We start from the raw sequence: 24,482 nt of genomic DNA, 5'->3' as shown, positions 1-24,482 counted from the left end.
CCGGGGTCACCGGGCCGGGGACGCCGCCTTCCACCCGAGGAACGCGGTCCAGGTCCCGGGCGCGACGGCGAGCGAGGGCCCGTCGGTGGCCTTGGAGTCCCGTATGTGGACGGCTTCACAGCAGGCGGCCACCTCTACGCAGTCGCCGCCGCTGTCGCTGCTGTACGAGGATTTGCGCCAAGGGAGGGCGACTTCTACGCAGTTACCGCCACCACTGTAGCTGTACGAGGACTTGCGCCACGTGAAGGTCGTCTCTAGGCAGTCCCCGCCGCTGGAGCTGCTGTAGCTGGACTTGAACCACCGGAGGTTGTTGCTCATCTCTGCTCTCCCGCCAACTCCTCGATGAGGCCCAGTGATGCGCGAGGATCCAGGGCCTGTGCTTGGATCTTCGCATAGCGCTGAGCGTACGTACTCACCTTTGTAGCATCGGAAAGCAGCAGACTTTCGTCCTGCGGCTCCAGGTAGGCCAAGCGGTCGTACGCCGGGGTTTCGAGGAGGTTGATGTTGCCCCGAGCGCCGGGGTGTTCGCCGCCCAATCCGCAGTCCATCGGCAGCACTTGAAGCGTCACGTTCCTCCGGCGCGCGCACTCCGCCAGGTGCAGCAACTGCCCCCGCATGACCTCCGCGCTGCCGATCACCCGTCGCAGTACGGACTCCTCCAGCACCACCTCGATCAGCGCGACGGGCTCGCGGTCGAAGAGGGCCTTGCGTGCCATCCGCACCTCGACCAGTTCCTCGACCCGCTGCTCGGAGAGCGGAGGGTAGCCGCCGCCGATCAGGGCGCGGGCGTACTCCTCCGTCTGGAAGAGGCCGTGGACGACCAGGGTGGCGTACAACCGCAGCACTACCGCCTTTTCCTCCAGGGGCGCGTAGTCCTGGAACTGCACCGGATACTTCTCCAACCGGACGAACGGGCGGGCCTCCTCGAAGATGCCCATGTCCTCCCCGAGAACCTTCTCCAGCGCGACGAGCATGTCGTCGGACGCGGGCTGGGCCAGCGTTTCCATCGCGCTCACCGCCCCGGCGGAGAAGCCGAGAAGCTTTCCCAATTTCTCTTGCGACCACCCTTTTCGCAGCCGCAATCGGCGGGCGAGTTTGGCGACCATCTGGGCGGTCGGACCCGCCGTCTCCTTGTTTTCTGATCGTGCCATGTGCGATCACGCTCCGACTCAACCGGTCTCAACCGGTCACGACTCAGCCTCGGTGAATTCGACCCGGTACAAGGGGAGTTGAGGCTGGTCAACGCCTCCCCGACCATCCCCGTATGGCCATGGAAAACGCTAGCGGGACGGACCGAGACTGTCCCCGTGAACGCGCAAATCGACGAAGCGAACCCTGACTGGATTCCACTCTCCGGGGTCCATCTCAGAAAAGCGGGCGTGCAATTCGACGCCGTACGGATCAATGGGCCCATCGGGCGGTGCGTGGCAGACGCCATGGAGGAGCTGACCGGGGGCGACCCGGGGCCGATCGTGGCGGACGAACGCGGGTGGCGGCCGGTGTACTTCCTGGTGCCGCCGCGCAGTACGTCGCACCGGGCGTGGCCGGTCGTGGCGACGACGTTCAACTCATATGGCGGCGCCGTGAGTTACGTACCCGTGCCGGCGTTGAGGGGGCGTACGTGGCCGCTGTCGTGGCGGTGCCCGCCGTCGGGGCCGGACCGGTTCGTGCACACGCCGCTCCTGAACTCGGTGGTGCACCGGCTGGAGTGAGCGGGCAGGGACCGTCCCCGTCCTGGTCAGGGGCGCGGGTGCCGGCCCCTGACCGGTCCGCCGAGCCGAACCTGACGGCGCGGGCGCTCCAGCGATCAGGTGAATCACCGTGGAGACCGTGGCGCGCGGACCGTCCGCCCTGCACACTCTCCGTGATCGAGCCCGCACGGATTGCCACCACTGAAGGAGTGGGATGCGTCTACGTCCGCTTGCCCTGAGCGTCACCCTTGCCGCCGGTATCGCCGCCAGTCTGCTGGCGAGCCCGGCCACCTCCGCCACTCCGGCGGTGGCCCGGCACGCGACCGTTAACGCGGCCGCGTCGGCGGTGAAGGCGCGCCAGCGCGCCGACGAGCCTTTGAAGTGGACCGCGCTCGGCGACTCCTACAGTGCCGGCGCCGTCATCCCCGCGTGGGACTCCTCCGACGGCTGCGCCCGGTCCAACCACAACTGGGAACGCCAGCTGACCCGGCGGCTGAACGACGAGAGTGCGAGCGGGGTCCAGCTCGCCGACGTCACGTGCGGCGCCGCCGAGATCGACAAGGGCATCCTGAGTCCGCAGACCAGCGACATGCTCCTGGGTCCGCCGTTCAACCGTGACCCCGGCGCATGGCCGGACAGGCCCGCGCAGATCGACGCGCTCAACGGCGACGAGGACATCGTCACCGTCGGCATCGGCGGCAACACGCTGGGGTTCGGCAACATCCTGACCAAGTGCCTGGAGCTCGGGGTGGAGCAGGGAGATCCGCCGAGTCTGGGCCCGGGCTGTAGTGGCTACTACGAGAACGGTGAGGGCCGGCAGTGGCTGGCGGACAAGTTCGCCACGCTGACCCGCCAGTACAGCGCGATGATGGGGCAGATCCACGAGCGCGCCCCGCACGCGAAGGTGTTCGTGCTCGGCTACCCCACGGTCATCTCCCGGCCGTTCAACCAACTCACGTGTTACTGGGGCAACTTCAAGCGGCTTGGCACCCTCCGCCTCGGTGTGGACGGCGACTTCGTCATGGGTCTGGAGGAGCGGCTCAACGACGTGATCGAGGGGCAGGCGCAGGACAACCCCGAGTGGGCCACCTACGTCGACACCTACCGGTCCAGCCAGGGCCATGGTGTGTGCGCCACGGGCACCGACCAGTGGATGTACGGGGTGTTCGACGACCTGGTGATCCCGCAGGGTGAGACCAAGCCGGCCGACCCGGCCGAGTACCAGTGCCCCCAGCGCGACGAGCTCCCGGCAGACGTACCCAAGGGCGAGGCGTGCACCTTCGTCCACCCCAACGTGCGGGGCGCCAGGAACCAGGCCGACCAGGCGTACGCGGCCTTCAGGGAGGCGGGCCTGGCGACGTAGCACCGCTCCATCGCACGACGCTGAACAGCGAGAACACCGCGTGAATGCCCCTGGACCGAGCCCGGTCCGGGGGCATTGGCATGGCCGCGCCCGCACGCGGTCGCCACCCGGCCCGGACCGCGCAGGATGGCCGGTGCGGCCCCCGCCCCCCGACCTCGCGGCGCGCGCCCCACTATTCTCGGCCCGGTCAGCAATCCCGAAGAGAGGCGCGGCAGACGTGGGCACGGGCAGTACGCAGCGTCTCGAACCGGGCGACCCCGAGCGAATAGGGACGTACCGCCTCCTGGGCCGGCTCGGGGCGGGTGGCATGGGCCAGGTCTACCTCGCCCGTTCCGACGGTGGCCGCACGGTGGCCGTGAAGCTGGTCCGGCCCGACCTCGCCGCGCAGGAGGAGTTCCGGGGCCGCTTCCGCCAGGAGGTACGGGCCGCCCGCCGCGTCGGGGGCCTGTGGACGGCCCCCGTCCTGGACGCCGACACCGAGGCCGCCGCACCGTGGATCGCGACCGGCTATGTCGCGGGGCCCTCCCTCCAGTCCGTGGTGAAGGGCCCGCACGGCCCGCTGCCCGAGCACTCCGTACACGTCCTGGCCCGTGGCCTCGCCCTCGCCCTGAAGGACATCCACGGGGCGGGGATCGTGCACCGGGACCTGAAGCCGTCCAATGTCCTGGTCACCATCGACGGCCCGCGCGTCATCGACTTCGGTATCGCCCGCGCCCTGGAGACCGGCACGGACGGGGGTCTCACGCGGACGGGGGCGCTCGTCGGGTCGCCCGGGTTCATGGCCCCCGAGCAGGTGCGTGGCGACCGGATCACCCCGGCGTGCGACGTGTTCTGCCTGGGCTCGGTGCTGGCGTACGCGGCGAGCGGGCGGCTGCCGTTCGGGGAGGCGTCGAGCGGGGCGCACGCGCTGATGTTCCGCATCGCGCAGGAGCCGCCGACGCTGGACGACGTGCCCGCGTCCCTCCAGGACCTGATACGCGACTGCCTGCGCAAGGACCCGGCCGCGCGTCCGGGCCTGGACCACATCCTGGCCCGGGTCTCGGCCCACCACCCCGACCCGTGGCTGCCCGCGCCGCTGGTGGCCCAACTGGGCAGCCACGCGGCGCGGTTGCTGAACGTGGAGGCTCCTGGGGGCGCGGGCGGGGACACGGTCGGGGGCGCGGCTGGGGGTGTCGCCGGGGACGCGGCCGTCACCGAAACGACCCCGCCCGCGCCGCGGGTGACCGGCGCTACGCCCGTGCCCCACGCCCCGGTGGATCCCGACCCGTACGACTACCCGCCCTCGCTCTCCACCGCGTACACCGAGACGGCCCCGCCGCCCCGCAGCACCAAGTCCACCGTGGCCCTGATCGCCGTGGCCCTGGTGGTGGCGGTCGGCGCGGGTGGCTCGGTGTACGCGTTCATGCGGGGCGACTCCCCGGGGAAGGGCCCCCGTACGTCAACGTCCGCCAACCCGCCCTCAGGGCAGGGGAGTTCAGGCCCGCCCGCGACCGACGCACCGTCCGGTGGCGTACCGGAGCAGTACCTGGGCAGCTGGTCGGCCACCCTCCCCACCGGGCACGGTGACGACCCCCGCCATCTGGTCATCCGCCAGGGCGGCCCCGGCGACACGGTCCTCACCCTCACCGCCGACGGCAGCGGCTACCACTGCGTCTTCCAGGCCCGCCTGACCACGGCCCCGGCCGTCGGCGCCCCCCTCGCACTGGGCCCCTCCGAGGTGGGCCCGGGCTCGACGGGTGCGTGCCTGCCGGGTAAGCCGAGCACCATCAGCCTTCTGCCGGACGGCCGCCTGCACCGCCTGACGACGGAGACGGGGGACTACCTGGACTACACGAAGACGAGCGGGGGCTGAACGAGCCCCCGCCCAGGGCGACGTGCATGGCCTACCGGCGCCGGTATACGGCGACGCGTCGACCATGGACGCTCGTGTCCGACACACGGTAGGCGCGGTTGGTAACTGAGAACCTGCTCAAAGAGCGAGGAAGCGCCGGCCGGGGGCCGCATGGCGGAACGGGGCGCGTCGGGGGCCCGTACCGCACTGGCATCGGGTGACGTCCTCAGCGGCCGGTGTTCTGTGCACCGCCCGTGTGGGAACCGGACGTCACGGCCGTGACGACGATCCGGGTGGCGACGCCGATCAGGATGAGATTGCCGGTCACCTGCGCCATCGTGACGATCCGGGCGGCCTCGCTCTGGGCGGTGATGTCGCCGTATCCCACGGTGCTGAAGGTGACGAGCGAGAAGTACAGGGCGTCGGTCCTGGTGAGTGGTTCGCTGAAGCTGCCGGGACTCGCTCGCTCCAGCAGGTAGTAGGCGGACGCGAAGAGCAGCAGGAACAGCTGGATGGTGGTGGCGAGCGCCTGGACCCCCCGAAGCTGCGGGGTGGGCGAGCGAATGACGCAACGGATCTGCCACACGAAAAGCGCCACCAGCGCGGCGAGTCCGACGACGAGGGTCACCACCACCCTCTCTGAGGGCTTCTGTTCCATGGGAAGCAGGAAATAGCCGGTCAGGATTCCCGTCGCGGTGAGCAGGAGCCGGGCGACGGCGGACAGCACTGTCGCGCGTCCCACGACGGGTTGACGCGGGCCCTCGGTCGTCGGGCGGGGGCCGCTCTCACCCATCGGCGTTGCCGACTGCCGCGCGGCGGGTGGTGGTCCGCACAGGGGTCACCTCGGTTTCCCCGTACTGCGCGAGGGGATTGCTGGGGATCTTCGCGACCGAAAGGCGATGCTTACGGATGTGGCGGGCAGCCGGCGAGGTGCTGACCACGATGTGCCTCCGGTAGTTCGAGCGGGCATTGAAGGGTGGCGGCTGGGTCCCTCCACAGCAGGGGATGAACTACGTATATCGGATACCCGTCGCACTTGCCGGGCTCCGTCTCGCATTGCGGCCTGTCCGCCTGCCACGAACGACCGTCCGTCCACTTTCACGCCCGCGTCGGCATCGCCCTGATCCGCCACCGAAGACTCACCGAATGGGATGACCTTCGGGGTCGGGTGCGGGTCGTGCGTGGCCGCCGGCGCAGTTCCCCGTGCCCCTGGCCGGGTCGGTCCCGGCTGGGGCCGGATGGGTGGGCCCGGCTGGGACGACATCTTGCCGAGGTGGGGTGGGCAGGGTGGACAGGATGGCCATGGCTGGGGCGGGGGCGGGGTATTTACGCTGGGCCCATGACCCCTCAGCGCACTCCCGACCCGCAGACCGGCGCCGCAGTCAAGGCCGCCGACCGCGCGCACGTGTTCCACTCCTGGTCCGCCCAGGGCCTGATCGACCCGCTCGCCGTGGCCGGCGCGGAGGGATCGTACTTCTGGGACTACGACGGCAACCGCTACCTCGACTTCACCAGCGGGCTCGTGTTCACGAACATCGGCTACCAGCACCCGAAGGTCGTCGCCGCGATCCAGGAGCAGGCCGCGACGATGACGACCTTCGCGCCCGCCTTCGCGGTGGAGGCGCGCTCGGAGGCGGCCCGGCTGATCGCCTCGCACACCCCGGGCGACCTCGACAAGATCTTCTTCACCAACGGCGGCGCCGAGGCCGTCGAGAACGCCGTCCGCATGGCCCGGCTGCACACCGGCCGCCACAAGGTGCTGAGCGCGTACCGCTCGTACCACGGAGGCACGAACACCGCGATCAACCTGACGGGGGACCCGCGCCGGTGGGCGTCCGACAGCGGGTCGGCCGGGGTCACGCGGTTCTGGGCGCCGTTCCTGTACCGCTCGCCCTTCCACGCCACCACCGAGGCGGAGGAGTGCGCCCGGGCCCTGCGCCACCTGGAGGACACCCTCGTCTTCGAGGGCGCCGCCACCGTCGCCGCGATCATCCTGGAGTCCGTGCCGGGCACGGCCGGGATCATGACGCCCCCGGCCGGCTACCTGCCGGGCGTGCGCGCGCTCTGCGACAAGTACGGCATCGTGCTCATCCTGGACGAGGTCATGGCCGGGTTCGGCCGGACCGGCACGTGGTTCGCGTGCGAGCACTACGACGTGGTGCCGGACCTCATGACCTTCGCCAAGGGCGTCAACTCCGGATACGTGCCGCTCGGCGGCGTCGCCATCAGCGCGAAGATCGCCGAGACCTTCGAGCACCGCCCCTTCCCCGGCGGCCTCACCTACTCCGGACACCCGCTGGCCTGCGCCGCCGCCGTCGCCACCATCAACGTGATGGAGGAGGAGGGCATCGTCGAGCAGGCCGCCCACATCGGCCGCGCCGTCCTGGAGCCGGGCCTGCGCGAGATCGCCGAGCGGCACCCCTCGGTCGGCGAGGTGCGCGGCACCGGCGTGTTCTGGGCGCTCGAACTCGTCAAGAACAAGGAGACCCGCGAGCCGCTGGTGCCGTACAACGCGAGCGGCGCGGACAACGCGCCGATGGTCGCGTTCGGCGCCGCCTGCAAGAAGAACGGCCTGTGGCCCTTCATCAACATGAACCGCACGCATGTCGTCCCGCCGTGCAACATCTCCGAGGCCGAGGCCAAGGAAGGCCTCGCCGTCCTGGACGAGGCCCTGACGGTGGCCGACGAACACACTGTGTGACGCGCCGGCGCACTGGCGCACCGACGCACCGGCGCGCGCATCACGCGACGAAACCCCCACTCCTTTGTTCGGTTTCCGGCGCACCCCATAGGGTGTGCCGGAGCCGGAGAAGGGGAGCGAGCCATGCCCGCGAGCGGAGCGGTCACCCGCAGCACCCTTCGACAACAGATCGCGGACGCGCTGCGTGACGAAGTGCTCGCGGGGCGTATGCGGCCCGGCGAGGAGTTCACGGTCAAGCAGATCGCCGAGCAGTACGGCGTCTCCGCCACCCCTGTGCGCGAAGCACTCGTCGATCTGTGCGCGCAGGGCCTGCTCGACTCCGACCAGCACCGGGGCTTTCGCGTGCGGGTCTTCTCGGTCGAGGACTACAAGGGCATCGTGGAGGCGCGGGCCCTGGTGGTCGACGGGATATTCCGGCGGGCCGCGCTCCCCGGCTGCCCGCAGGCGCACGGCCCGGCCCTGGTGTCGGTGCGCCGGCGCGGCGAGGAGGCGGCGCGGGCGGCGCGCGGCGGCGACCTGAACATCCTGGTCGGCTACGACCTGCGGTTCTGGCGCGAGCTGTGCGCGCTGGCCGGCAACGCCTACATCTCCGACTTCCTGCACCGCCTGCGCATGCAGAGCTGGGTCTTCGCGGTGCCCCACCTGCGCGGCGCCGACGACATCAGCGCGTGCCTGTGGACCGGCCACGACGAGGTCGTCTCGGCGCTCGGCGTGGGCGACTTCGAGGCGGCGCGGGTCCTGATCGCCGCCTACAACGACGACTCCCTGACATGGGCGGAGCGGTTGCCCCGGTGACGATGACCACCCCGGCCGGACCGGTCGAACTGAGCGTTGTCGTCCCCGCGTACAACGAGGAACACCGCCTCGCGCCGACCCTCGACGCGATCCGCGCCCACCTCGGCGACAGCTGCGCCTGGGAACTGATCGTCGTCGACGACGGATCGGACGACGAGACCGTACGGGTCGCGAAGGAAGCCGCCGCGCGCGACGCGCGCATCCAGGTCGTCGTCAGCGACGTCAACCGGGGCAAGGGCCACGCCCTGCGCCTTGGGGTACTCGCCTCCTACGGCCGCCGCGTCCTGATCACGGACGCCGATCTGGCCACCCCCATCGAGGAGTTGGACCGGCTCGACAAGGCGATGACCGAGGGCGAAACGGCCGCCGCGATCGGTTCGCGCGCCCACCCCGACGCCCGCATCGAGGTCCACCAGAGCCGTCTGCGCGAGTACCTGGGACGCATGGGCAACCGGCTCATACGGGCCGTCGCCGTGCCCGGCGTCCACGACACCCAGTGCGGCTTCAAGCTGTTCGACGGCGAGAAGGCGCGTGCCGCGTTCGCCGACGCCCGCCTCGACGGCTGGGGCATCGACGTGGAGATACTTCAGTTCTTCCGCCGCCGGGGCTGGGCGGTCGCCGAGGTGCCGGTGCGCTGGTCGCACCAGGAGGGGTCCAAGGTGGGCGCGGCCGACTACGGCAAGGTGCTGTGGGAGCTGGCCCGCCTCAAGGCGCGTGCGGTGCGCCGCGTCGACCTCGTGCTCGGCGCCCTGTTCCTGCTGGCGTCCGTCCTGCTCTACAAGAACCTCTGGCACGGCCTCGGGCGCAGCTACCTCACCGACTCGGGGCAGGACCAGAACCAGTGGGAGTGGTTCTTCGCGGTCACCGCGGACAACGTGGCCCATCTGCGCGACCCCCTGTTCACCACCGTCCAGAACTTCCCCGACGGCGTGAACCTGATGGGCAACACCCCGATGCTGGGCCTTTCGGTGCCGCTGGCGCCGGTCACGCTCGCGTTCGGGCCGAGCCTGACGTGGGCGCTCGTCCTCACCCTGGGGATCGCGGCGACCGCGTACGCCTGGTACTGGCTCTTCGCCCGCCGGGTGACCGAGAACCGCTGGGCGGCCGGGCTCGGCGGGGCGCTCGCCGCGTTCGCGCCGCCGATGATCTCGCACGGCAACGCCCACCCGAACTTCTGCGTCCTGTTCATGCTCCCGCTGATCATCGACCGCGCGCTGCGGCTGTGCGAGGGCCGCGACGTGCGGCGCGACGGCATCGTCCTCGGCGTGTTCACCGTGTACCAGATCTTCCTCGGCGAGGAGGCGCTGCTGCTCGCCACCCTCGGCATGGCCCTGTTCGCCCTGTCGTACGCGCTGGCCCGCCGCGATGTGGCGCGCGCGGCGATCCGGCCGCTGGCCACGGGAGCGGCGTACGCGCTCGGGATCTGCCTGGTCCTCGTCGCCTACCCCCTGTACTGGCAGTTCGCCGGGGCGCAGAGCTACCACAGCGTGCTGCACGGCGACAGCGCGGGCAACTCACCGCTCGCGCTCGTCGAGTTCGCGGGCCGCTCGCTGTTGGGTGACGACGCGACCGCCGACAAACTGGCCCTCAACCGCACCGAGCAGAACGCCTTCTACGGTTGGCCGCTCCTGGCGCTCGCCTTCGCGCTCGTCGTACGCCTGTGGCGCCGGCCCCTGGTGAAGGCGCTGGCGTTCACGGGCGTGGCGGCCGCGGTGCTCTCGCTCGGCCAGAAGATCCGTATTCCGTACACGGACGTCGTCCTGCCCGGACCCTGGAAGCTGCTCGCCCACAAGCCGCTCTTCGAGTCGGTGATCGAGGGCCGGGTCGGGATGATCTGCGCGCCGGTGCTCGGCGCGCTGGTCGCGCTCGGCGCGGACCGCCTCGCGCACAGCGGGGTGCGGCTGAACCGGGCGGCCGGGTTCACCGCGATCGCCCTCGCGCTGCTGCCGATCGTGCCGACGCCGTTCCCGACCAACGCGCGCCCTGAGGTGCCCGAGTTCATCGCGTCGGGGATGTGGAAGAAGTACGTCGGGCCGGGGGAGTCCCTGGTCCCGGTGCCGCTGCCCGACCCCGGCTCGGCACAGGCGCTGCACTGGCAGACGGAGACCGGCCTCGCCTTCCCGGTGCCCGGCGGCTACTTCAACGGGCCCTGGGGGCCGGACCGGATCGGCATCTACGGAGCCTCGCCGCGCTGGACGTCCAACCTGTTCGGCGACGTACGCTCCGGCAAGCCGGTCCCCGACATCGGCACCGACTGGCAGAACCAGGCGCGGGCGGACCTGGCGTACTGGCGGGCCGGCGTGCTCGTTCTTGAGCCGCAGCCACGGGCGCCCGAACTGTACGAGACGGTGGCGCGGCTGCTCGGCCGTCCCGGCACGAAGGTCGGCGGCGTGTGGATCTGGGACGTGTCCTCGGTGCGCTGACGCGCTCAACCGGGCGTAAGGGCCCGGCTGGTGGGTAAACCCTTGCGACCGGGGCGCGCGGGGGGATCCGGTCACCTCGCGCCGGGAGTCGCCGGGCACTCTTCGCGCCGTGTGCCCTGCGCACTACGCTGTTGCGACCATCGCGCGAAACGAGTTGAGAGCGAGCCCGTCTTGGCCTGTGACCTGTGGCTGGTCCCCCTCGTCGACGTGCTGTGCCACAGCCCCGACAACCCCTTCGCGCAAGAGATCGCCTCCTACGACAAGGCGCTCGGCGACGCCGGGCTCCCGCCCGTGCCGGTGTTCTCCTACATGCCGGGCCTGTCCGGCGACGTGGCTCCGGTGGCGGGATTCGACTACGACGCGCTGCACTTCTTGCGCCGGGCCTACCTGCTCCAGCTGTGCGGGCTCGCGGTGACGCCGGTCGACGAACTCGGCGGCGACTACGAGCAGCTGCTCGAGATGTTCGAGGCGACCGCGCAGCAGTCGCATCTGGTGTGGCACTACGACCACGCGGGGGCGTACGTCCCGGTCGACTTCACGGTGCCGCTGTCCAACGAGGAGCTGCTGGCGGGCGGTGGTCCGCTCGGGTCCGCGCAGGGGCTGCTGCGGGAGCTCCAGTTCGTGGCGCCGGCCATCGGGATAGATCCGGCCAACCCGCCGTCCGCGCCCGCGCCGCCGGCCGGGCCGACCTCCCTTGAGGAGCCGGCCGGGCCCATCCCGTACGACGCGAGTCCCTTCGCACGGGAGCGGCACGTGTGGCTCGGGCTGCACGCGGCGGCGACGCGGAGCCTGGCGCAGGGCTCGATGATCATCTTCAGCTGACGCGTGCCGCCCCGGTTCGCGCCCGCGCCCGCGCCCGCGCGCGTGGGTCAGCGAGGGCTCTCCGGGGGCCGCTGGCGCGGCATGTTGGGACGGGGGGAGGGGGGTAGCGGGAAGCGGCCGGGTCCGGGCGGGCCGTCCGTGCGCGGGGGCGGCGCGCTCAGGGTCTGGGTGACCAGCGGGGCCGGGCCGGACCGGAACTCCACCATCCAGTCCGCCGTCTCGGAACGGATCAGCTCCGTCACGTCCTCGGTGAACCGGCGCAGCACCGACAGACAGCGCTCCGCCGCCTCGCTCGCCGTCCCGTCGGTGGGCCCGAGCACCTCGCGCACGCTCTCCGACGCCCAGTCGAACTGGAGCGTCTGGAGCCTGCGCTGCACGGCCTGCGCGGTGGCGACGTCGCGCATCCAGCCCGAGGTGAGCCCGAAGTAGCGGTCGCACGCCAGGCAGGCCGCGCCGAGCAGCAGGGAAAGACCGCCCCAGCCGGCCGCGCCCGCCAGGGCGTGCGTCAGATCGAGCAGCGCCAGGACGGCCCCCGCGACCGCGCCGGCCGCCGTCCCGCAGCGCAGCACGCGCGCGCCCCGGCGCTTGCGCAGCCGGTCGGCGAGGTACCAGTCCGCCGTGCGCAGGGCGCCCGCCTCGACCCACTGGTACAGCTCGAAGAGCCGTTCGGCGGGCTCGCCCCAGTCGCCGAGCGGGAACGGCCGCCCGGTCAGATCGGCCCCCTGGCCAGACCCGCCCTCGTCCCGCCGGGCCCGGCCCGGGGGCCCCTCGGGCTGCATGTCAGGCTGGCTCACCCGGCCGCTCCCTCCGCACTGCTGGCTGTGACCCCCGGTGACACCGTGTGGCGCCCGGGCACCTGGACGCGTGGCGGGCCGGTCACTGGTTGTGGCCCTGGCCGTGGTCAGTGGCGTGGCTGCCCGGTGGATACGCGCGGTGCGTGGGTGTTCACGGACGCCCGGTGAGGCGTCCGACCGACATTCCTACCGCCGAATGGAGGGCCCCGGACGGCGATATCCCGGCATTTCGGCCCGGAAGCGGCCGTTGATCAGGTATAGGAGCACCCACCGCATCACTCGAAAGAGTCGCGCGGCAGGGCGCCTTTCGACCACGTAGGCTCGGAGTGCCGGCCTGGGCAGCGGGATGACCGCTGTCCCGCCGCACCCGCCGTGCCGGACGGACGTGTCCGGCCCGGCAGCCGAACCGTCTAGCGAAACCCGGAGTGCACCGTGATCCCTGGTGGTGGCCAGCCCAACATGCAGCAGCTTCTTCAGCAGGCCCAGAAGATGCAGCAGGATCTCGCCCTTGCCCAGGAGGAGCTTGCGGCGACCGAGGTCGAAGGCCAGGCCGGCGGCGGCCTCGTCAAGGCGACCGTGACCGGCTCGGGCGAGCTGCGCGCCCTCGCCATCGACCCGAAGGCGGTCGACCCGGACGACACCGAAACCCTCGCGGACCTCGTCGTCGCGGCCGTGCAGGCCGCCAACGAGAACGCGCAGCAGCTCCAGCAGCAGAAGCTGGGCCCGCTGACCCAGGGCCTCGGCGGTATGCCGGGTCTGCCCTTCTAGGACCGTCCGCCCGGACCGTCCCGGCCGCGCGTGCCCCGGTCGCGCGGAGCCCGCTGTGCGCCTGCCCTACTGAGGCGGACGCACAGCTACTACCGTAGGCATCAGAGCAACCCACGAGAGGCGTTCCGTTGTACGAAGGCGTGGTTCAGGACCTCATCGACGAGCTGGGCAGGCTGCCCGGCGTCGGTCCCAAGAGCGCGCAGCGGATCGCCTTCCACATCCTCCAGGCGGAGCCGGCCGACGTGCGCAGGCTCGCGCACGCCCTGCTCGAAGTGAAGGACAAGGTCCGCTTCTGCGCGGTGTGCGGCAACGTGGCGCAGGAGGAGCGGTGCAACATCTGCCGCGACCAGCGGCGCGACCTCACCGTCATCTGTGTCGTGGAGGAGCCCAAGGACGTGGTGGCGATCGAGCGGACACGCGAGTTCCGCGGGCGCTACCACGTGCTCGGCGGCGCCATCAGCCCGATCGAGGGCGTCGGCCCGGACGACCTGCGCATCCGCGAACTGCTGGCTCGTCTCGCGGACGGCACGGTCACCGAGCTGATCCTGGCCACCGACCCGAACCTGGAGGGCGAGGCGACGGCGACGTACCTCGCCCGCATGATCAAGCCCATGGGCCTCAAGGTCACCCGCCTCGCCAGCGGCCTGCCGGTCGGCGGCGACCTCGAATACGCCGACGAGGTCACCCTGGGCCGGGCCTTCGAAGGAAGGCGGCTGCTCGATGTTTGACGCCCAGGCGGACGACGCTCAGGCGGACAACGCCCAGGAGGACAACGCCCACGCGGGCCACGAGGAAGGTCAACTCGATGTCTGACGCAACGCTGCACGCGACCACGCAGGACCCGGACTCCTTCGCGGTCCAGATCGCCGACCAGGTCGAGTCCTTCATCGTCGCGGTCACCGAGGTGGCCAAGGGCGACGAACCCGACAGCGCGGTGCCGTTCCTGCTCCTTGAGTTCTCCCAGCTCCTGCTGGCCGGCGGCCGGCTCGGGGCACACGAGGACATCGTCCCCGACGAGCGCTACGAGCCCGACCTCGGCCCGGAGGCGGACGCCGACGAGCTGCGCGAGCGCTTCGCCCGGCTCCTGGAGCCGATCGACGTGTACTCCGAGGTCTTCGACCCCTACGAGCCGCGCAAGGCGCCGGTGCCGTGCCGGATCTCCGACGACCTCGCCGACGTCGTCACCGACCTGCGCCACGGCCTGGCCCACTACCGCGCGGGCCGCACCTCCGAGGCCCTGTGGTGGTGGCAGTTCTCCTACTTCTCCAACTGGGGCTCGACGGCCTCCGCCGCCCTGCGCGCCCTCCAGTCGCTCGTCGCCCACGTCCGCCTCAACCAGCCGCTGGCGGAGCTGGACGGCTTGGACACGGACGAGGAGCTGACGGAGGACGCCCTGGAGGAGGCGGCGGGCCGCGTCATGGCCGAGGAGCTTGCGGGCCCGCTGGGCCTCGGCGAGGTCGAGTAGCCCCCGTTATCAGGGCGTACGCCTCGGGCCCGTTCAGGCCGGCTCCCATACGGGGGAGTCGGCCCGGCTCCGGGTGGACCAGTTCAGCGGGACGGCCGGCGTCTGGGTCGGGGTCAGGCCCGTCGTCGCCTTGAAGACGTGGTTGTAGTGGGCCTGGTCGTGGAAGCCGCAGCGCTCGGCGACCAGGCACGGCGGCAGCCCGCTGTCCCGCAGCCGCAGCGCCGCCCTGAATCGCAGGATGCGGGCGATCGCCCCGGGGGAGCGCCCCACCTGCTCGCGAAAGCGCCGCTCCAGATGGCGCACGCTGCAATGCGTGGCGGCCGCGAGGTCCCGCACGGTGACCCTCCCCCGCCGCAGCTCCAGCTCCCGCCACGCCCAGTCGACCTCCGCGGCCGTGCGCGGGCCTTCGCCGCCGAGCAGGCGGCCGAGCTGTTCGTCCAGGATCCGGCACTGCTCAGGCCAGCCGGGCGCCGCCTCCAGCCGTTCCGGAAGGTGGCGCAGGGCGTGCGGCAGGAGCTGGACGGGGTCCAGATGCGGTACGTCCCATTCGTGCATCGCCACCCCGAACAGGCGGTGGGCGCCCATCGGCGTCATCCGCACCGCGACGCCCCGCACCCCGCCCTGGTGGTGCCCCAGGAGGGCGGTGGTGAACGGGAGATCGGCCCGCGAGCGGCAGCTCACCGTACGGACGGGCTCGACCAGGCCCACGATGTGCACGGGTGCGTCGAACCCGAAGACGACGGTGCTCGCCGGGTCGGGGAAGAGCAGTCTGCGCTGGGGGCTGCGCGGGGGGTAGTGGTAGCCGAAGTAGCCGAGGACGTGCGGCCGCAGGCGTGCGCCGGGCGGTCTGAAGCGGAGTGGTGGTGCGCCCATGGGGGGACCCCTTCGCGAACCTTCCTGTGGTTGTCCGGACGCGGAGATGGTCCTCGCGTCACCGCCGTCCCGCAACGGACTCGCGCGCCATTTACGGCAGTTGGTGAAGTGAGCAGGCCTTGTACGGCAAAGGACCCGTTAGCTCCGGTTCGTGTCGCCTCCGTACAAAGACGGGGGGTGCCCGGCCGGGGCAGGGTGGGTGACCGCCGCACCGGAACGGCTCACGGCAGCGGCCTCGTGCGTCCGACCTCCCGACTGGAGACGACCATGAACCTCGCTCGACACATCCCCTACCGCGCGGCCCGGATCGCCGGAGCGCTCGGCGCCGCCGCGGCCCTTGCCCTCATGGGCACCGGCGCCGCGTCGGCCGCCACGCCCGTTCCGGCCCCGCCGGCCCACTCCGCCAAGATCCTTCCCGGCACCCAGGCCGCCCGCGCCCTCGACTCCGGCGCGCTGCGCAACCTCAACACCGGCCGCTGTGTGGACGACAGCGGCGCCTACGGCCTGCGCGCCTTCGGCTGTAACGGCATGAACTACCAGTACTGGGGCCTGTACGGCCAGTCCAACGGCAACTGGGTCCTGAAGAACGGCAACACCGGCCGCTGCATCGACGACAGCGGCGCCTACGGACTGCGCTCCTTCGGCTGCAACGGAATGAACTACCAGCGCTGGGCGCTCTACTACAACAGCAACGGCACGCTGACCTTCCAGAACGAGAACACCGGCCGGTGCATGGACGACAGCGGCGCCTACGGCTTGCGCTCCTTCAGCTGCAACGGGCTCAATTACCAGCAGTTCGTGGGCCAGTAATCCGCACGGGCGACAGCGCCACCGAGGGGCCCGGGGCAGCGTCCCCGGGTCCCTTCCGCGCGAGGGCTACGATCGGGTCGCCGAGCCCGACAGCGCGGGACGCGCCCCCTGTGAGCCCGGACACATGCCGCGTATCCGGCGGGGCCCCGGGCAGGCAGTCCGTGCGAGCGGTGCCGGTGGCCGCCCGGTGTCATGCAGTGAGCGGGACATCTCACGAAGTGATACGGGGCCGGCGAATCCGGCCCGCTCGTTAAACTGAGCCGACCGCAGTAATGGAATGAGCTAGGAGCGCACGTGGGCCTTGTCGTGCAGAAGTACGGAGGCTCCTCCGTTGCCGATGCCGAAGGCATCAAGCGCGTCGCCAAGCGGATCGTGGAAGCCAAGAAGAACGGCCACCAGGTGGTCGTCGTGGTTTCCGCGATGGGCGACACGACGGATGAGTTGATCGAGCTCGCGGAGCAGGTGTCTCCGATGCCCGCCGGGCGGGAGTTCGACATGCTGCTGACCGCCGGAGAGCGGATCTCCATGGCGCTGCTTGCCATGGCGATCAAAAGCATGGGCCACAAGGCCCAGTCCTTCACGGGCAGCCAGGCCGGTGTCATCACCGACTCGGTCCACAACAAGGCGCGGATCATCGACGTCACCCCCGGCCGCATCAGGACCTCGATCGACGAGGGCAACATCGCCATCGTCGCCGGGTTCCAGGGTGTCAGCCAGGAGGGCAAGAACATCACCACGCTCGGGCGCGGTGGCTCGGACACCACGGCCGTCGCGCTGGCCGCGGCCCTGGACGCCGAGGCGTGTGAGATCTACACGGACGTCGACGGCGTCTTCACGGCCGACCCCCGCGTCGTGAAGAAGGCGAAGAAGATCGATTGGATCTCCTTCGAGGACATGCTGGAGCTGGCCGCGTCCGGCTCCAAGGTGCTCCTGCACCGGTGCGTCGAGTACGCCCGGCGCTACAACATCCCGATCCATGTGCGGTCGTCCTTCAGCGGACTCCAGGGCACCTGGGTCAGCAACGAACCACGTACCAAGGCGGAGGGTCAGCAGGTGGAGCACGCCATCATCTCCGGAGTCGCCCACGACGTCTCCGAGGCGAAGGTCACGGTTGTCGGGGTGCCCGACAAGCCCGGTGAGGCCGCGGCGATCTTCCGCGCCATCGCCAACGCCGAGATCAACATCGACATGGTGGTGCAGAACGTCTCCGCCGCGTCGACGGGGCTGACCGACATCTCGTTCACGCTGCCCAAGGCGGAGGGCCGCAAGGCCATCGACGCCCTGGAGCGGATGAAGCCCACCATCGGCTTCGAGTCGCTGCGCTACGACGACCAGATCGCCAAGATCTCGCTGGTCGGCGCCGGCATGAAGACCAACCCGGGTGTCACGGCCGGCTTCTTCGAGGCGCTGTCCGACGCGGGCGTCAACATCGAGCTCATCTCGACCTCCGAGATCCGTATCTCGGTCGTCACCCGCGCCGACGACGTCAACGAGGCCGTGCGCGCGGTGCACTCCGCCTTCGGTCTCGACTCCGACAGCGACGAGGCCGTCGTCTACGGGGGCACCGGGCGATGACCCGCAGACCGGCGCTCACGGTCGTCGGAGCGACCGGGGGCGCCGGTGCGGTCATGCTCCAGATCCTGTCCCAGCACGCCGACGTGTGGGGCGAGGTCCGCCTCGTCGCGTCCGCGCGCTCGGCCGGGCGCAAGCTGCTGGTGCGGGGCGAGGAGTGCGAGGTCCTGCCCCTGAGCGAGGAGGCCCTTGACGGGGCCGACGTCGCCGTCTTCCTCGTGCCCGCCGACGTCGCCGCCCAGTGGGCGCCGGTCGCGGCCGCCAAGGGCGCGGTGGTGGTGGACAGTTCGGCCGCCTTCCGCATGGCCGAGGACGTACCGCTCGTGGTGCCCGAGCTCAATCCCCATGCCGTACGGATGCGTCCGCGCGGCATCGTGGCGAGCCCGCACGCCACCACGCTGGCCATGAGCGTGTCGCTCGGCGCACTGCACGCCGAGTTCTGCCTGAGCGAGCTGGTGGTCTCCACCTACCAGGCCGTCAGCGGCGAGGGGCAGGCCGGCGTCGAGGCGCTGCGCCGGCAGATCGCGATGGTGGCCGGCACCGAACTGGGCACGAGCCCCGGCGATGTGCGCAGGGCCGTCGGCGAAGGCCTCGGCCCGTTCGCCGCGCCCGTCGCTTTGAACGTGGTGCCCTGGACCGGCGAACTCGCCGCCGACGGCTGGTCCTCGCAGGAGCTGGGGATCCGCGACGAACTGCGCAAACTGCTCGGCCTGCCGCGCCTTCCGGTGGCGGCCACCTGCGTGCGGGTCCCCGTGGTGACCACGCACTCCGCGTCCGTGCACGCCCGCTTCGAGAACGAGGTGGAGGTGGCGCGGGCCCACGAGATCCTGGCGACCGCGCCCGGCGTGGTGCTCTTCGACAACCCCGCCGCCGGAGACTTCCCCACCCCCGCGGACGTGGTCGGAACCGACCCCACCTGGGTCGGCCGGGTGCGCAGATCGCCGGACGATCCGCACGTACTGGAACTTTTCGTCTGCGGCGACAACCTCCGCAAGGGCACGGCCCTGAACGTGGCCCACATCGCCGAACTGGCGGCCCGCGAATTCACCGGACGCTGAGCCTTCCCGTTTGTAGGATTTGTGAACGCTCTGTGAGCAAGTCGCTGGTCTGTACCACTTGAACTGCCCCAACGGCTTGTTACACGATTCATTTCCGTGTCCCTGCAACCGCAGTCCGGCATGGAGCGTCTATGCGGTCGCCCCTCAAGGTGCCGTATAAATCGGGGCATTGGGGAAGAGCGGGTACGGATGAGGGCATGTGTCGCACCGCCAAAAACAGTGTCGTACGCGTACAACCCTGACGGGGAGGAACGTGTCCAACAGGCGTGGCAGAGGTACTCGACTTCAGAGCGGTACCGGCGCGTGGCATGGCGGTCCGCCCGCGCCGGCGGTCCGGTGTGCCCGGTGGCATGCCGGTGATCGCGCCGATGCCCGCCACCCGTCCGGCCCGCGTACCGTCCCAGGTGACGTCGCGCGAGAACGCTGACGAGGCCATGGCGGCCGGCACCACCGTCGATCACCTCACCGAGACCTACCGGGCGCACTACCGCTCCCTGCTCGGCCTCGCCGCGCTGCTCCTGGACGACACCGCCTCCTGCGAGGACGTGGTGCAGGAGGCGTTCATCCGCGTCCACTCGGCGCGCGGCCGGGTGCGCGAGCCGGAGAAGACCCTCGCCTATCTGCGCCAGACGGTCGTGAACCTGTCGCGTTCCGCGCTGCGCCGGCGCATCCTCGGGCTCAAGCTGCTCTCCAAGCCGATGCCCGACATGGCGAGCGCCGAGGAGGGCGCGTACGACCAGCTGGAGCGCGACGCCCTGATCAAGGCGATGCGCGGGCTCCAGCGCCGCCAGCGCGAGGTGCTTGTGCTGCGGTACTTCGCCGACATGACCGAGGCGCAGGTGGCCGAGACGCTGGGCGTATCCCTGGGGTCGGTCAAGGCGTACGGGTCCCGAGGCATAGCCGCCCTGCGTGTCGCCATGGAGGCGACGGCATGAAAGCGCCCGACGGCAACGACAGATGGCCGGGCAAGCGGAGAGAGAACGGCAAGCACCAGAGGAACCAGAGGAACCAGAAGCACGGGAGTCACGGGGACTACGGGAAGTACGGGTCGGACCAGCGGCCCGGCCATGACCTGAACGACCTGACTGGATACGGATTCGTGGACACAACGCCGGAAAAGAACAGCGCCGGCACCCCTCCGTTCGGCCTCTCGCCCGAGCCGGGCGGCCTCGACGCGGACGGCGAACGCGCGCTGCGCGGGCTGCTGCACGGCGCGGTCGACGAGCTGAAGCCGTCGGAGGGAGCGCTCGAACACCTGCGGGCGGCGGTGCCCCTGCGGCGCGCCCGCAAACGGCAGGCCGTCGTGGGTTCGGTCGCGGCCGCCCTCCTGGTGGCGACCGCCGTACCGGCCTTCCTCCACGTCGCCAACAGCGCGAGCAGCACCGACGAGCAGCCGGCCGTCGCCGGGCACGGCCGGCGGACGTACGGCACGTCGGGCGGGGCCTCGGGCACGCCCGAGGGGGTGCCCGACGGCGGCCGCGCCACCGGGGCGGGCCCCCAGGCCGGCGCGACGCCCGACGGCAAGGGCGCGACGAAGGAGCCCACCAAGCAGGCCACCGGTACCGCGGGGAGCGTCGTGAGCGTGCCCGGCGGCGGTCCCGTCCAGGCCAACTCGCCGGCGTGCGCGGCGGGCGAGTTGAGCGTCAAGTCGGCGAGCGTGGGCAAGCCGGACGCGACGGGCAAGGTCTACGGCGCCTTCCGCGTCGTCAACGCGTCGGACAAGCAGTGCGCGATCGGCGGGGTCGGCACGTTCGACGTCCACGCGCAGGGTGCGGCGGACCCCGCGAAGATCACCGTCGTCGAGCACGCGGCGGGCGATCCCGCGCCGGGTCTTCCCGACCCCGCCAAGGACGCCACCCGCCTCGTCCTCAAGCCGGCCGCCGCCTACGAGGTGCGGTTCGCCTGGGTGCCCTCGGACACCTGTCCCAAGGCGACGCCCTCACCCGACCCGAGCCCGTCCGGCAACCCGGCGAGCAGCAGCGGCATCACCGCGCCCGCCAAGTCCGGTGGCGCCCAGAGCCCGCAGCACACGGCGGACGGCGGGCCCCGGGCCGCGACGGAGGACGGCGCGGTCGCCGTCACGCACGTCGCGGAGCCGGGCGCGCCGACGGCGGAGGCGAAGATCCCGAACGCGTGCGCAGGGACGATCTACAAGACGGGCGTCCTCGACGCGGGCTCGGCCACACCCTCGGCGGGCTGAGCCGGGGCGAGCTCCGGCTCGGCCTCCTTCGCGACCGTCTCGCCCGAGCCCTCCGGGGCGAGCCCCAGCTCGGCGTCCTCCAGGGCCTCGGCCTCGCGGCGCACCAGGCGGAACCACATGAAGACCACGAACCCGGCGAAGACGAACCACTCGCCGGTGTAGCCGAGGTTCTGGAACGCCTTCAGGTCGAGCCCGCTGTTCTGCGGCGCGCTGGCCGGGACCGGGGTCAGACCGGCGTCCGCGTGGGGCAGTGTCACCCACGCGTCGTACACCGGATACGGCACCAGGTTGACGAGGGCCGCCGCGCTGATCACGCCGACCTGGCCGCGCGGCAGTCCGCCCTGGGCCCGCACACCGTCCGACCCGGCGGTCTCGGACGCCTGGAGCGCGCCGGTCACGGTCACGTCACCGGCCGGCGCGGCGGGGGCGGTGGCGCCCTTGGGGATCCAGCCCCGTACGACGGGCAGGGCCTTGCCGCCGTCGGTGCGCAGCAGGGTCAGCACATAGCTGCCCGACTTGCCGTCGACCTCACGGCCCGGCACCAGGAACTGCTCGGCGTAGTGCCCTCGGGCCCGCGCGGGCCGGCCCGAGGTGCGCTGGTCCACCGGGAGCAGCGAGTCGAGCGGCTCGGCCTCGCGGGTGGCGGGGTCGGGGGCCTTCTCGGCGGCGTCGTGGGACTGCACGCGGTCCTCGAAGCGGCCCAGCTGCCAGGAGCCCATGAAGACGCAGACGGGGATGGCGAGCAGGACGAAGGCGTGGATTCCCCACCAGCGGGGTGTGAGCAGGAACCGGTACACACCCCCACGGTACGGAATCCCGCCGGGGGTTTGGGCGGGGGGTCAGCTTTCGGCCCCGGTCCCGTGGGTGCCCGTCCGGCGTCCCGGGCGGAGCCCCTGGGCCCTCGGCTGCGGGCCGTGGGTGCCCGGCCGCGCAGTTCCCCGCGCCCCTGACGGGGCTGACGCCGGCCCGCGCCGCCGCTTTCAGCCCGTCCGGCTGCGGGCCGTGGGTGGCTGGTCGCGCAGTTCCTCGCGCCCCTGACGTGGCTGACGCCGGCCCGCGCCGCCGCTTTCAGCCCGTCCGGCTGCGGGCCGTGGGTGCCCGGCCGCGCAGTTCCTCGCGCCCCTGGCGGGGCTGGCGCCGGCCCGCGCAGGCATGTTCAGCCTGTCGTGGGGGTCCCCCCTGGCCCTTAAGGCCTTGGGGGAGATTGAGGACGAGGCCGTTCAGGCCGAACGGGGTCCGGGGCGGAGCCCCGGGTTTTTGACCCCCGGAGGGTTTCGGGGAGGGGCGGGGTGGGGGCTCCTCCGGGGCCGGGGCGAAGCCCCAGGCCCCCGCGCCCCCGGAGGCATCCGGCGCCGCCCCGCACCGGCCCGCACAGACCGCCCCGGCCCCCTCAGCCCGCCCGGCGACCGAGGTGCCGCGCGGCGAAGTCGAGCTCCTGCCGCACCTGCTTCACACGTTCCTCCACCACCAACGACCCGTGCCCCGCGTCATACCGGTACACCTCATACACCGCCCCCCGCGCAGCCAACCGCTTCACATAGTTCTCCACCTGCCGAATCGGACAGCGCGGATCATTGACCCCGGCCGAGATGTAGACCGGCGCCGTCACCGCGTCGACGTACGTCAGCGGCGAGGACGCCCGGAACCGGTCCGGGACCTCCTCGGGCGTGCCGCCCAGCAACGTCCGGTCCATGGCCTTCAGCGCCTCCGTCTCGTCGTGGTACGCCGTGACGTAGTCCGCGACCGGCACCGCCGCGAGCCCGAGCGCCCACGCGTCGGGCTGGGTGCCGAGCCCGAGCAGGGTGAGATAACCGCCCCAGGAGCCGCCCGCGAGGACGAGCCGCGCCGGGTCGGCGAGACCCGAGGAGACGGCCCACTCGCGGACCGCCGCGATGTCCTCCAGCTCGATGAGCCCGACCCGGTGCTTGAGCGCGTCGGTCCACTGACGCCCGTACCCGGTGGAACCCCGGTAGTTGACCCGCACCACCGCGTACCCGTGATCGACCCAGGCCGCGGGCCCCGCGGCGAACGCGTCGCTGTCGTGCCAGGTCGGCCCGCCGTGGATCTCGAACAGGGTCGGGAAGGGCCCCTCGCCCTCGGGGCGCTGCACCAGCGCGTGGACGCGCCCGCCGGGCCCCTCCACCCACACGTCCCGCACCGGCACGGACCCGGGCGCCTTGAAACCGGGCGGATCCAGGACGACCTCGCCCGTCGTGGAGCGCACCTCGGAGGGCCGGGCCGCCGACGACCACAGGTACTCCACCGTGCCGTCGGGCCGCGCCGTCGCCCCCGACACCGTCCCCGCCGGGGTGTCGATCTCGACGAGCTGACGCGTGGCGAGGTCGAAGCGGAAGAGCCCGCTGCGGGCCTCGAAGCTGTGGACGACGAGCAGCCCCGAACCGTCCGGGTACCACTCCGCCGAGACGTCGCCGGGCAGATCCAGCGCGAGATCGGTCTGCTCGCCGGACGCCACGTCCCAGATCATCGGCTCCCAGCGGCCGCGCCGCTGGTGCGCGACGAGCAGCCGGGAGTCGCCCGCGAGCGGCGCGAACCCGAGCACTTCGAGCCCCAGCTCCTCGGTGCCGCCCTTGGTGTCGTCGAGTTCGGCGACCGGCGTGCCGTCCAGGCGCGTCACCCGCAGTGCCGAGTGCATCGCGTCGCCGTGCTCGGTGTGCTCGAGCGCGATCAGCGTCCCGTCGTGCGAGAGGTCACCGACCCCCGCCGACTCGCGGTGCCGGTAGATCTCGACCGGCGCCGACCCGGGGCGTACGACGTGAATCGTGGAGCCGTCGTCGTCGGTGGAGCGGCCCACCACCGCGGTGCCGTCGCGGCCCAGGGCCAGGCCCGCCGGGTAGGACGGGGCGAGCCCGGGCACGCCCGGCTCGTCCGGGCCGCCGCCGAAGGGCTGGCGCCGCCACACGCCGAACTCGTCGCCGTCGGTGTCGTCGAACCACCAGATCCACGCGCCGTCGGGCGTCAGGACGCCGTCCGTCGTGCCGTTGGGTCGGTCGGTGGCCCGGCGCTGCTCCCCGGTGGCGCGGTCCCACGCGTAGAGCTCGTACGTCCCCGTCGCGTTCGACACGAACAGGGAGCGGTCCGGAGCGTCCTCCGCCCAGTCGGGAAGCCCCACCCTCGGAGCCCTGAACCGCTTCTCCCAGTCCGGCATGGCTGCGTCAGTCGTCATGCCCCCATCCAACCTGATCACCTGACCAGCCACGCGCGGGATCCGGAAGCGCGAACCGGCGTGTTCTCTTCCGCGCCTTCACTCGGGAGCAGGTCGGCCCGTGGTTGACCGAGCTCATGAATGAAAGGGATG

Annotated in this window: 22 protein-coding genes; 15 read left to right on the top strand and 7 right to left on the bottom strand. The window is 71.7% G+C overall.

Features of this window, described 5'->3' with window-relative positions; genetic code table 11:
- Window positions 1–6: 6 nt before the first annotated feature.
- Window positions 7–318: a DUF397 domain-containing protein gene (locus tag ABR738_RS19205; protein ID WP_350231214.1), complete on the bottom strand. Its 312-nt coding sequence runs from the start codon at window positions 316–318 to the stop codon at window positions 7–9.
- Entirely contained in the window at window positions 315–1,151 is an 837-nt protein-coding gene (locus ABR738_RS19200) for a helix-turn-helix domain-containing protein (RefSeq protein WP_350231213.1), read from the bottom strand. The genes ABR738_RS19205 and ABR738_RS19200 overlap by 4 nt, the downstream gene beginning before the upstream one ends.
- 156 nt (window positions 1,152–1,307) lie before the next feature.
- On the opposite strand from ABR738_RS19200, the gene ABR738_RS19195 reads away from it, so the two are divergent.
- The 3 genes from ABR738_RS19195 (at window position 1,308) to ABR738_RS19185 (ending at window position 4,906) form a co-directional block, all read left to right on the top strand.
- Window positions 1,308–1,712, top strand: coding sequence for a hypothetical protein (locus ABR738_RS19195; protein WP_502964109.1), 405 nt, complete (start codon window positions 1,308–1,310; stop codon window positions 1,710–1,712).
- Window positions 1,713–1,905: 193 nt separating this feature from the next.
- On the top strand, window positions 1,906–3,054 hold the full coding sequence (locus tag ABR738_RS19190) for an SGNH/GDSL hydrolase family protein (RefSeq protein WP_350231211.1): 1,149 nt from the start codon (window positions 1,906–1,908) through the stop codon (window positions 3,052–3,054).
- Window positions 3,055–3,271: 217 nt separating this feature from the next.
- Complete coding sequence (locus ABR738_RS19185; protein ID WP_350231210.1) at window positions 3,272–4,906, top strand: serine/threonine-protein kinase; 1,635 nt, start codon at window positions 3,272–3,274, stop codon at window positions 4,904–4,906.
- A gap of 205 nt (window positions 4,907–5,111) precedes the next feature.
- Here the strand turns inward: ABR738_RS19185 and ABR738_RS19180 are convergent, their stop codons facing one another.
- On the bottom strand, window positions 5,112–5,627 hold the full coding sequence (locus tag ABR738_RS19180) for a potassium channel family protein (protein ID WP_350231209.1): 516 nt from the start codon (window positions 5,625–5,627) through the stop codon (window positions 5,112–5,114).
- 597 nt (window positions 5,628–6,224) lie between these two features.
- On the opposite strand from ABR738_RS19180, the gene ABR738_RS19175 reads away from it, so the two are divergent.
- The 4 genes from ABR738_RS19175 (at window position 6,225) to ABR738_RS19160 (ending at window position 11,626) form a co-directional block, all read left to right on the top strand.
- On the top strand, window positions 6,225–7,586 hold the full coding sequence (locus ABR738_RS19175; RefSeq protein WP_350231208.1) for an aspartate aminotransferase family protein: 1,362 nt from the start codon (window positions 6,225–6,227) through the stop codon (window positions 7,584–7,586).
- 123 nt (window positions 7,587–7,709) lie between these two features.
- Window positions 7,710–8,381, top strand: a complete 672-nt coding sequence (locus ABR738_RS19170; RefSeq protein WP_350231207.1) for a GntR family transcriptional regulator — start codon at window positions 7,710–7,712, stop codon at window positions 8,379–8,381.
- Between the two features lie 2 nt (window positions 8,382–8,383).
- Window positions 8,384–10,804 carry a glycosyltransferase gene (locus ABR738_RS19165; RefSeq protein WP_350234648.1) on the top strand — a complete coding sequence of 807 codons (2,421 nt, stop codon included), beginning with the start codon at window positions 8,384–8,386 and terminating at the stop codon, window positions 10,802–10,804.
- Between the two features lie 171 nt (window positions 10,805–10,975).
- Entirely contained in the window at window positions 10,976–11,626 is a 651-nt protein-coding gene (locus ABR738_RS19160; protein WP_350231206.1) for a putative DNA-mimic protein, read from the top strand.
- A 47-nt stretch (window positions 11,627–11,673) separates the two neighbouring features.
- Here ABR738_RS19160 and ABR738_RS19155 read toward each other — a convergent pair whose 3' ends face one another.
- On the bottom strand, window positions 11,674–12,420 hold the full coding sequence (locus tag ABR738_RS19155; protein ID WP_350231205.1) for an SLATT domain-containing protein: 747 nt from the start codon (window positions 12,418–12,420) through the stop codon (window positions 11,674–11,676).
- Window positions 12,421–12,852: 432 nt separating this feature from the next.
- On the opposite strand from ABR738_RS19155, the gene ABR738_RS19150 reads away from it, so the two are divergent.
- From ABR738_RS19150 to ABR738_RS19140, 3 genes are all read left to right on the top strand, one after another.
- Window positions 12,853–13,188: a YbaB/EbfC family nucleoid-associated protein gene (locus ABR738_RS19150; RefSeq protein ID WP_350231204.1), complete on the top strand. Its 336-nt coding sequence runs from the start codon at window positions 12,853–12,855 to the stop codon at window positions 13,186–13,188.
- 128 nt (window positions 13,189–13,316) lie between these two features.
- Entirely contained in the window at window positions 13,317–13,916 is a 600-nt protein-coding gene (gene recR / locus ABR738_RS19145) for a recombination mediator RecR (protein ID WP_350231203.1), read from the top strand.
- Window positions 13,917–13,993: 77 nt separating this feature from the next.
- Window positions 13,994–14,653 (top strand): DUF5063 domain-containing protein, encoded by a 660-nt coding sequence (locus tag ABR738_RS19140; protein WP_350231202.1) that lies wholly within the window; start codon window positions 13,994–13,996, stop codon window positions 14,651–14,653.
- Between the two features lie 33 nt (window positions 14,654–14,686).
- Here the strand turns inward: ABR738_RS19140 and ABR738_RS19135 are convergent, their stop codons facing one another.
- On the bottom strand, window positions 14,687–15,526 hold the full coding sequence (locus ABR738_RS19135; RefSeq protein WP_350231201.1) for a helix-turn-helix transcriptional regulator: 840 nt from the start codon (window positions 15,524–15,526) through the stop codon (window positions 14,687–14,689).
- Window positions 15,527–15,793: 267 nt separating this feature from the next.
- Here ABR738_RS19135 and ABR738_RS19130 point away from each other — a divergent pair, with 267 nt between their 5' ends.
- From ABR738_RS19130 to ABR738_RS19110, 5 genes are all read left to right on the top strand, one after another.
- The gene (locus ABR738_RS19130) at window positions 15,794–16,336 is read left to right on the top strand and encodes an RICIN domain-containing protein (RefSeq protein ID WP_350231200.1); all 543 of its coding nucleotides are present in this window, start codon (window positions 15,794–15,796) and stop codon (window positions 16,334–16,336) included.
- 294 nt (window positions 16,337–16,630) lie between these two features.
- Window positions 16,631–17,911 (top strand): aspartate kinase, encoded by a 1,281-nt coding sequence (locus ABR738_RS19125; RefSeq protein WP_350231199.1) that lies wholly within the window; start codon window positions 16,631–16,633, stop codon window positions 17,909–17,911.
- Window positions 17,908–18,966: an aspartate-semialdehyde dehydrogenase gene (locus tag ABR738_RS19120; protein WP_350231198.1), complete on the top strand. Its 1,059-nt coding sequence runs from the start codon at window positions 17,908–17,910 to the stop codon at window positions 18,964–18,966. Before ABR738_RS19125 ends, ABR738_RS19120 begins: the two co-directional genes overlap by 4 nt.
- Window positions 18,967–19,232: 266 nt before the next feature.
- Window positions 19,233–19,901, top strand: a complete 669-nt coding sequence (locus ABR738_RS19115; protein ID WP_502964108.1) for a SigE family RNA polymerase sigma factor — start codon at window positions 19,233–19,235, stop codon at window positions 19,899–19,901.
- A complete protein-coding gene (locus ABR738_RS19110; RefSeq protein ID WP_350231197.1) occupies window positions 19,898–21,166 on the top strand; it encodes a hypothetical protein in 1,269 nt (422 codons plus the stop codon). Before ABR738_RS19115 ends, ABR738_RS19110 begins: the two co-directional genes overlap by 4 nt.
- On the opposite strand, the gene ABR738_RS19105 is transcribed toward ABR738_RS19110, so the two are convergent.
- Together ABR738_RS19105 and ABR738_RS19100 are read right to left on the bottom strand one after the other, a co-directional pair.
- Window positions 21,115–21,963, bottom strand: coding sequence for an SURF1 family protein (locus ABR738_RS19105; RefSeq protein WP_350231196.1), 849 nt, complete (start codon window positions 21,961–21,963; stop codon window positions 21,115–21,117). The two genes, ABR738_RS19110 and ABR738_RS19105, sit on opposite strands and share 52 nt — an antisense overlap.
- Window positions 21,964–22,556: 593 nt before the next feature.
- On the bottom strand, window positions 22,557–24,350 hold the full coding sequence (locus tag ABR738_RS19100) for a S9 family peptidase (protein ID WP_350231195.1): 1,794 nt from the start codon (window positions 24,348–24,350) through the stop codon (window positions 22,557–22,559).
- Window positions 24,351–24,482 lie beyond the last annotated feature (132 nt).

Origin of the sequence: Streptomyces sp. Edi4 (assembly GCF_040253615.1) — a bacterium.
Classification (GTDB): Bacteria; Actinomycetota; Actinomycetes; order Streptomycetales; family Streptomycetaceae; genus Streptomyces.
The sequence above is the reverse complement of the archived record's forward strand: the minus strand, read 5'-3'. Positions and strand labels throughout refer to the sequence as shown.

Bases quoted from the DNA above. Each gene is read 5' to 3' on its own strand.
- ABR738_RS19205 (WP_350231214.1), bottom strand. From the start codon at position 318: ATGAGCAACAACCTCCGGTGGTTCAAGTCCAGCTACAGCAGCTCCAGC.
- ABR738_RS19200 (WP_350231213.1), bottom strand. From the start codon at position 1,151: ATGGCACGATCAGAAAACAAGGAGACGGCGGGTCCGACCGCCCAGATG.
- ABR738_RS19190 (WP_350231211.1), top strand. From the start codon at position 1,906: ATGCGTCTACGTCCGCTTGCCCTGAGCGTCACCCTTGCCGCCGGTATC.
- ABR738_RS19175 (WP_350231208.1), top strand. From the start codon at position 6,225: ATGACCCCTCAGCGCACTCCCGACCCGCAGACCGGCGCCGCAGTCAAG.
- ABR738_RS19170 (WP_350231207.1), top strand. From the start codon at position 7,710: ATGCCCGCGAGCGGAGCGGTCACCCGCAGCACCCTTCGACAACAGATC.
- ABR738_RS19165 (WP_350234648.1), top strand. From the start codon at position 8,384: ATGACCACCCCGGCCGGACCGGTCGAACTGAGCGTTGTCGTCCCCGCG.
- ABR738_RS19140 (WP_350231202.1), top strand. From the start codon at position 13,994: ATGTCTGACGCAACGCTGCACGCGACCACGCAGGACCCGGACTCCTTC.
- ABR738_RS19135 (WP_350231201.1), bottom strand. From the start codon at position 15,526: ATGGGCGCACCACCACTCCGCTTCAGACCGCCCGGCGCACGCCTGCGG.
- ABR738_RS19130 (WP_350231200.1), top strand. From the start codon at position 15,794: ATGAACCTCGCTCGACACATCCCCTACCGCGCGGCCCGGATCGCCGGA.
- ABR738_RS19120 (WP_350231198.1), top strand. From the start codon at position 17,908: ATGACCCGCAGACCGGCGCTCACGGTCGTCGGAGCGACCGGGGGCGCC.
- ABR738_RS19110 (WP_350231197.1), top strand. From the start codon at position 19,898: ATGAAAGCGCCCGACGGCAACGACAGATGGCCGGGCAAGCGGAGAGAG.
- ABR738_RS19100 (WP_350231195.1), bottom strand. From the start codon at position 24,350: ATGACGACTGACGCAGCCATGCCGGACTGGGAGAAGCGGTTCAGGGCT.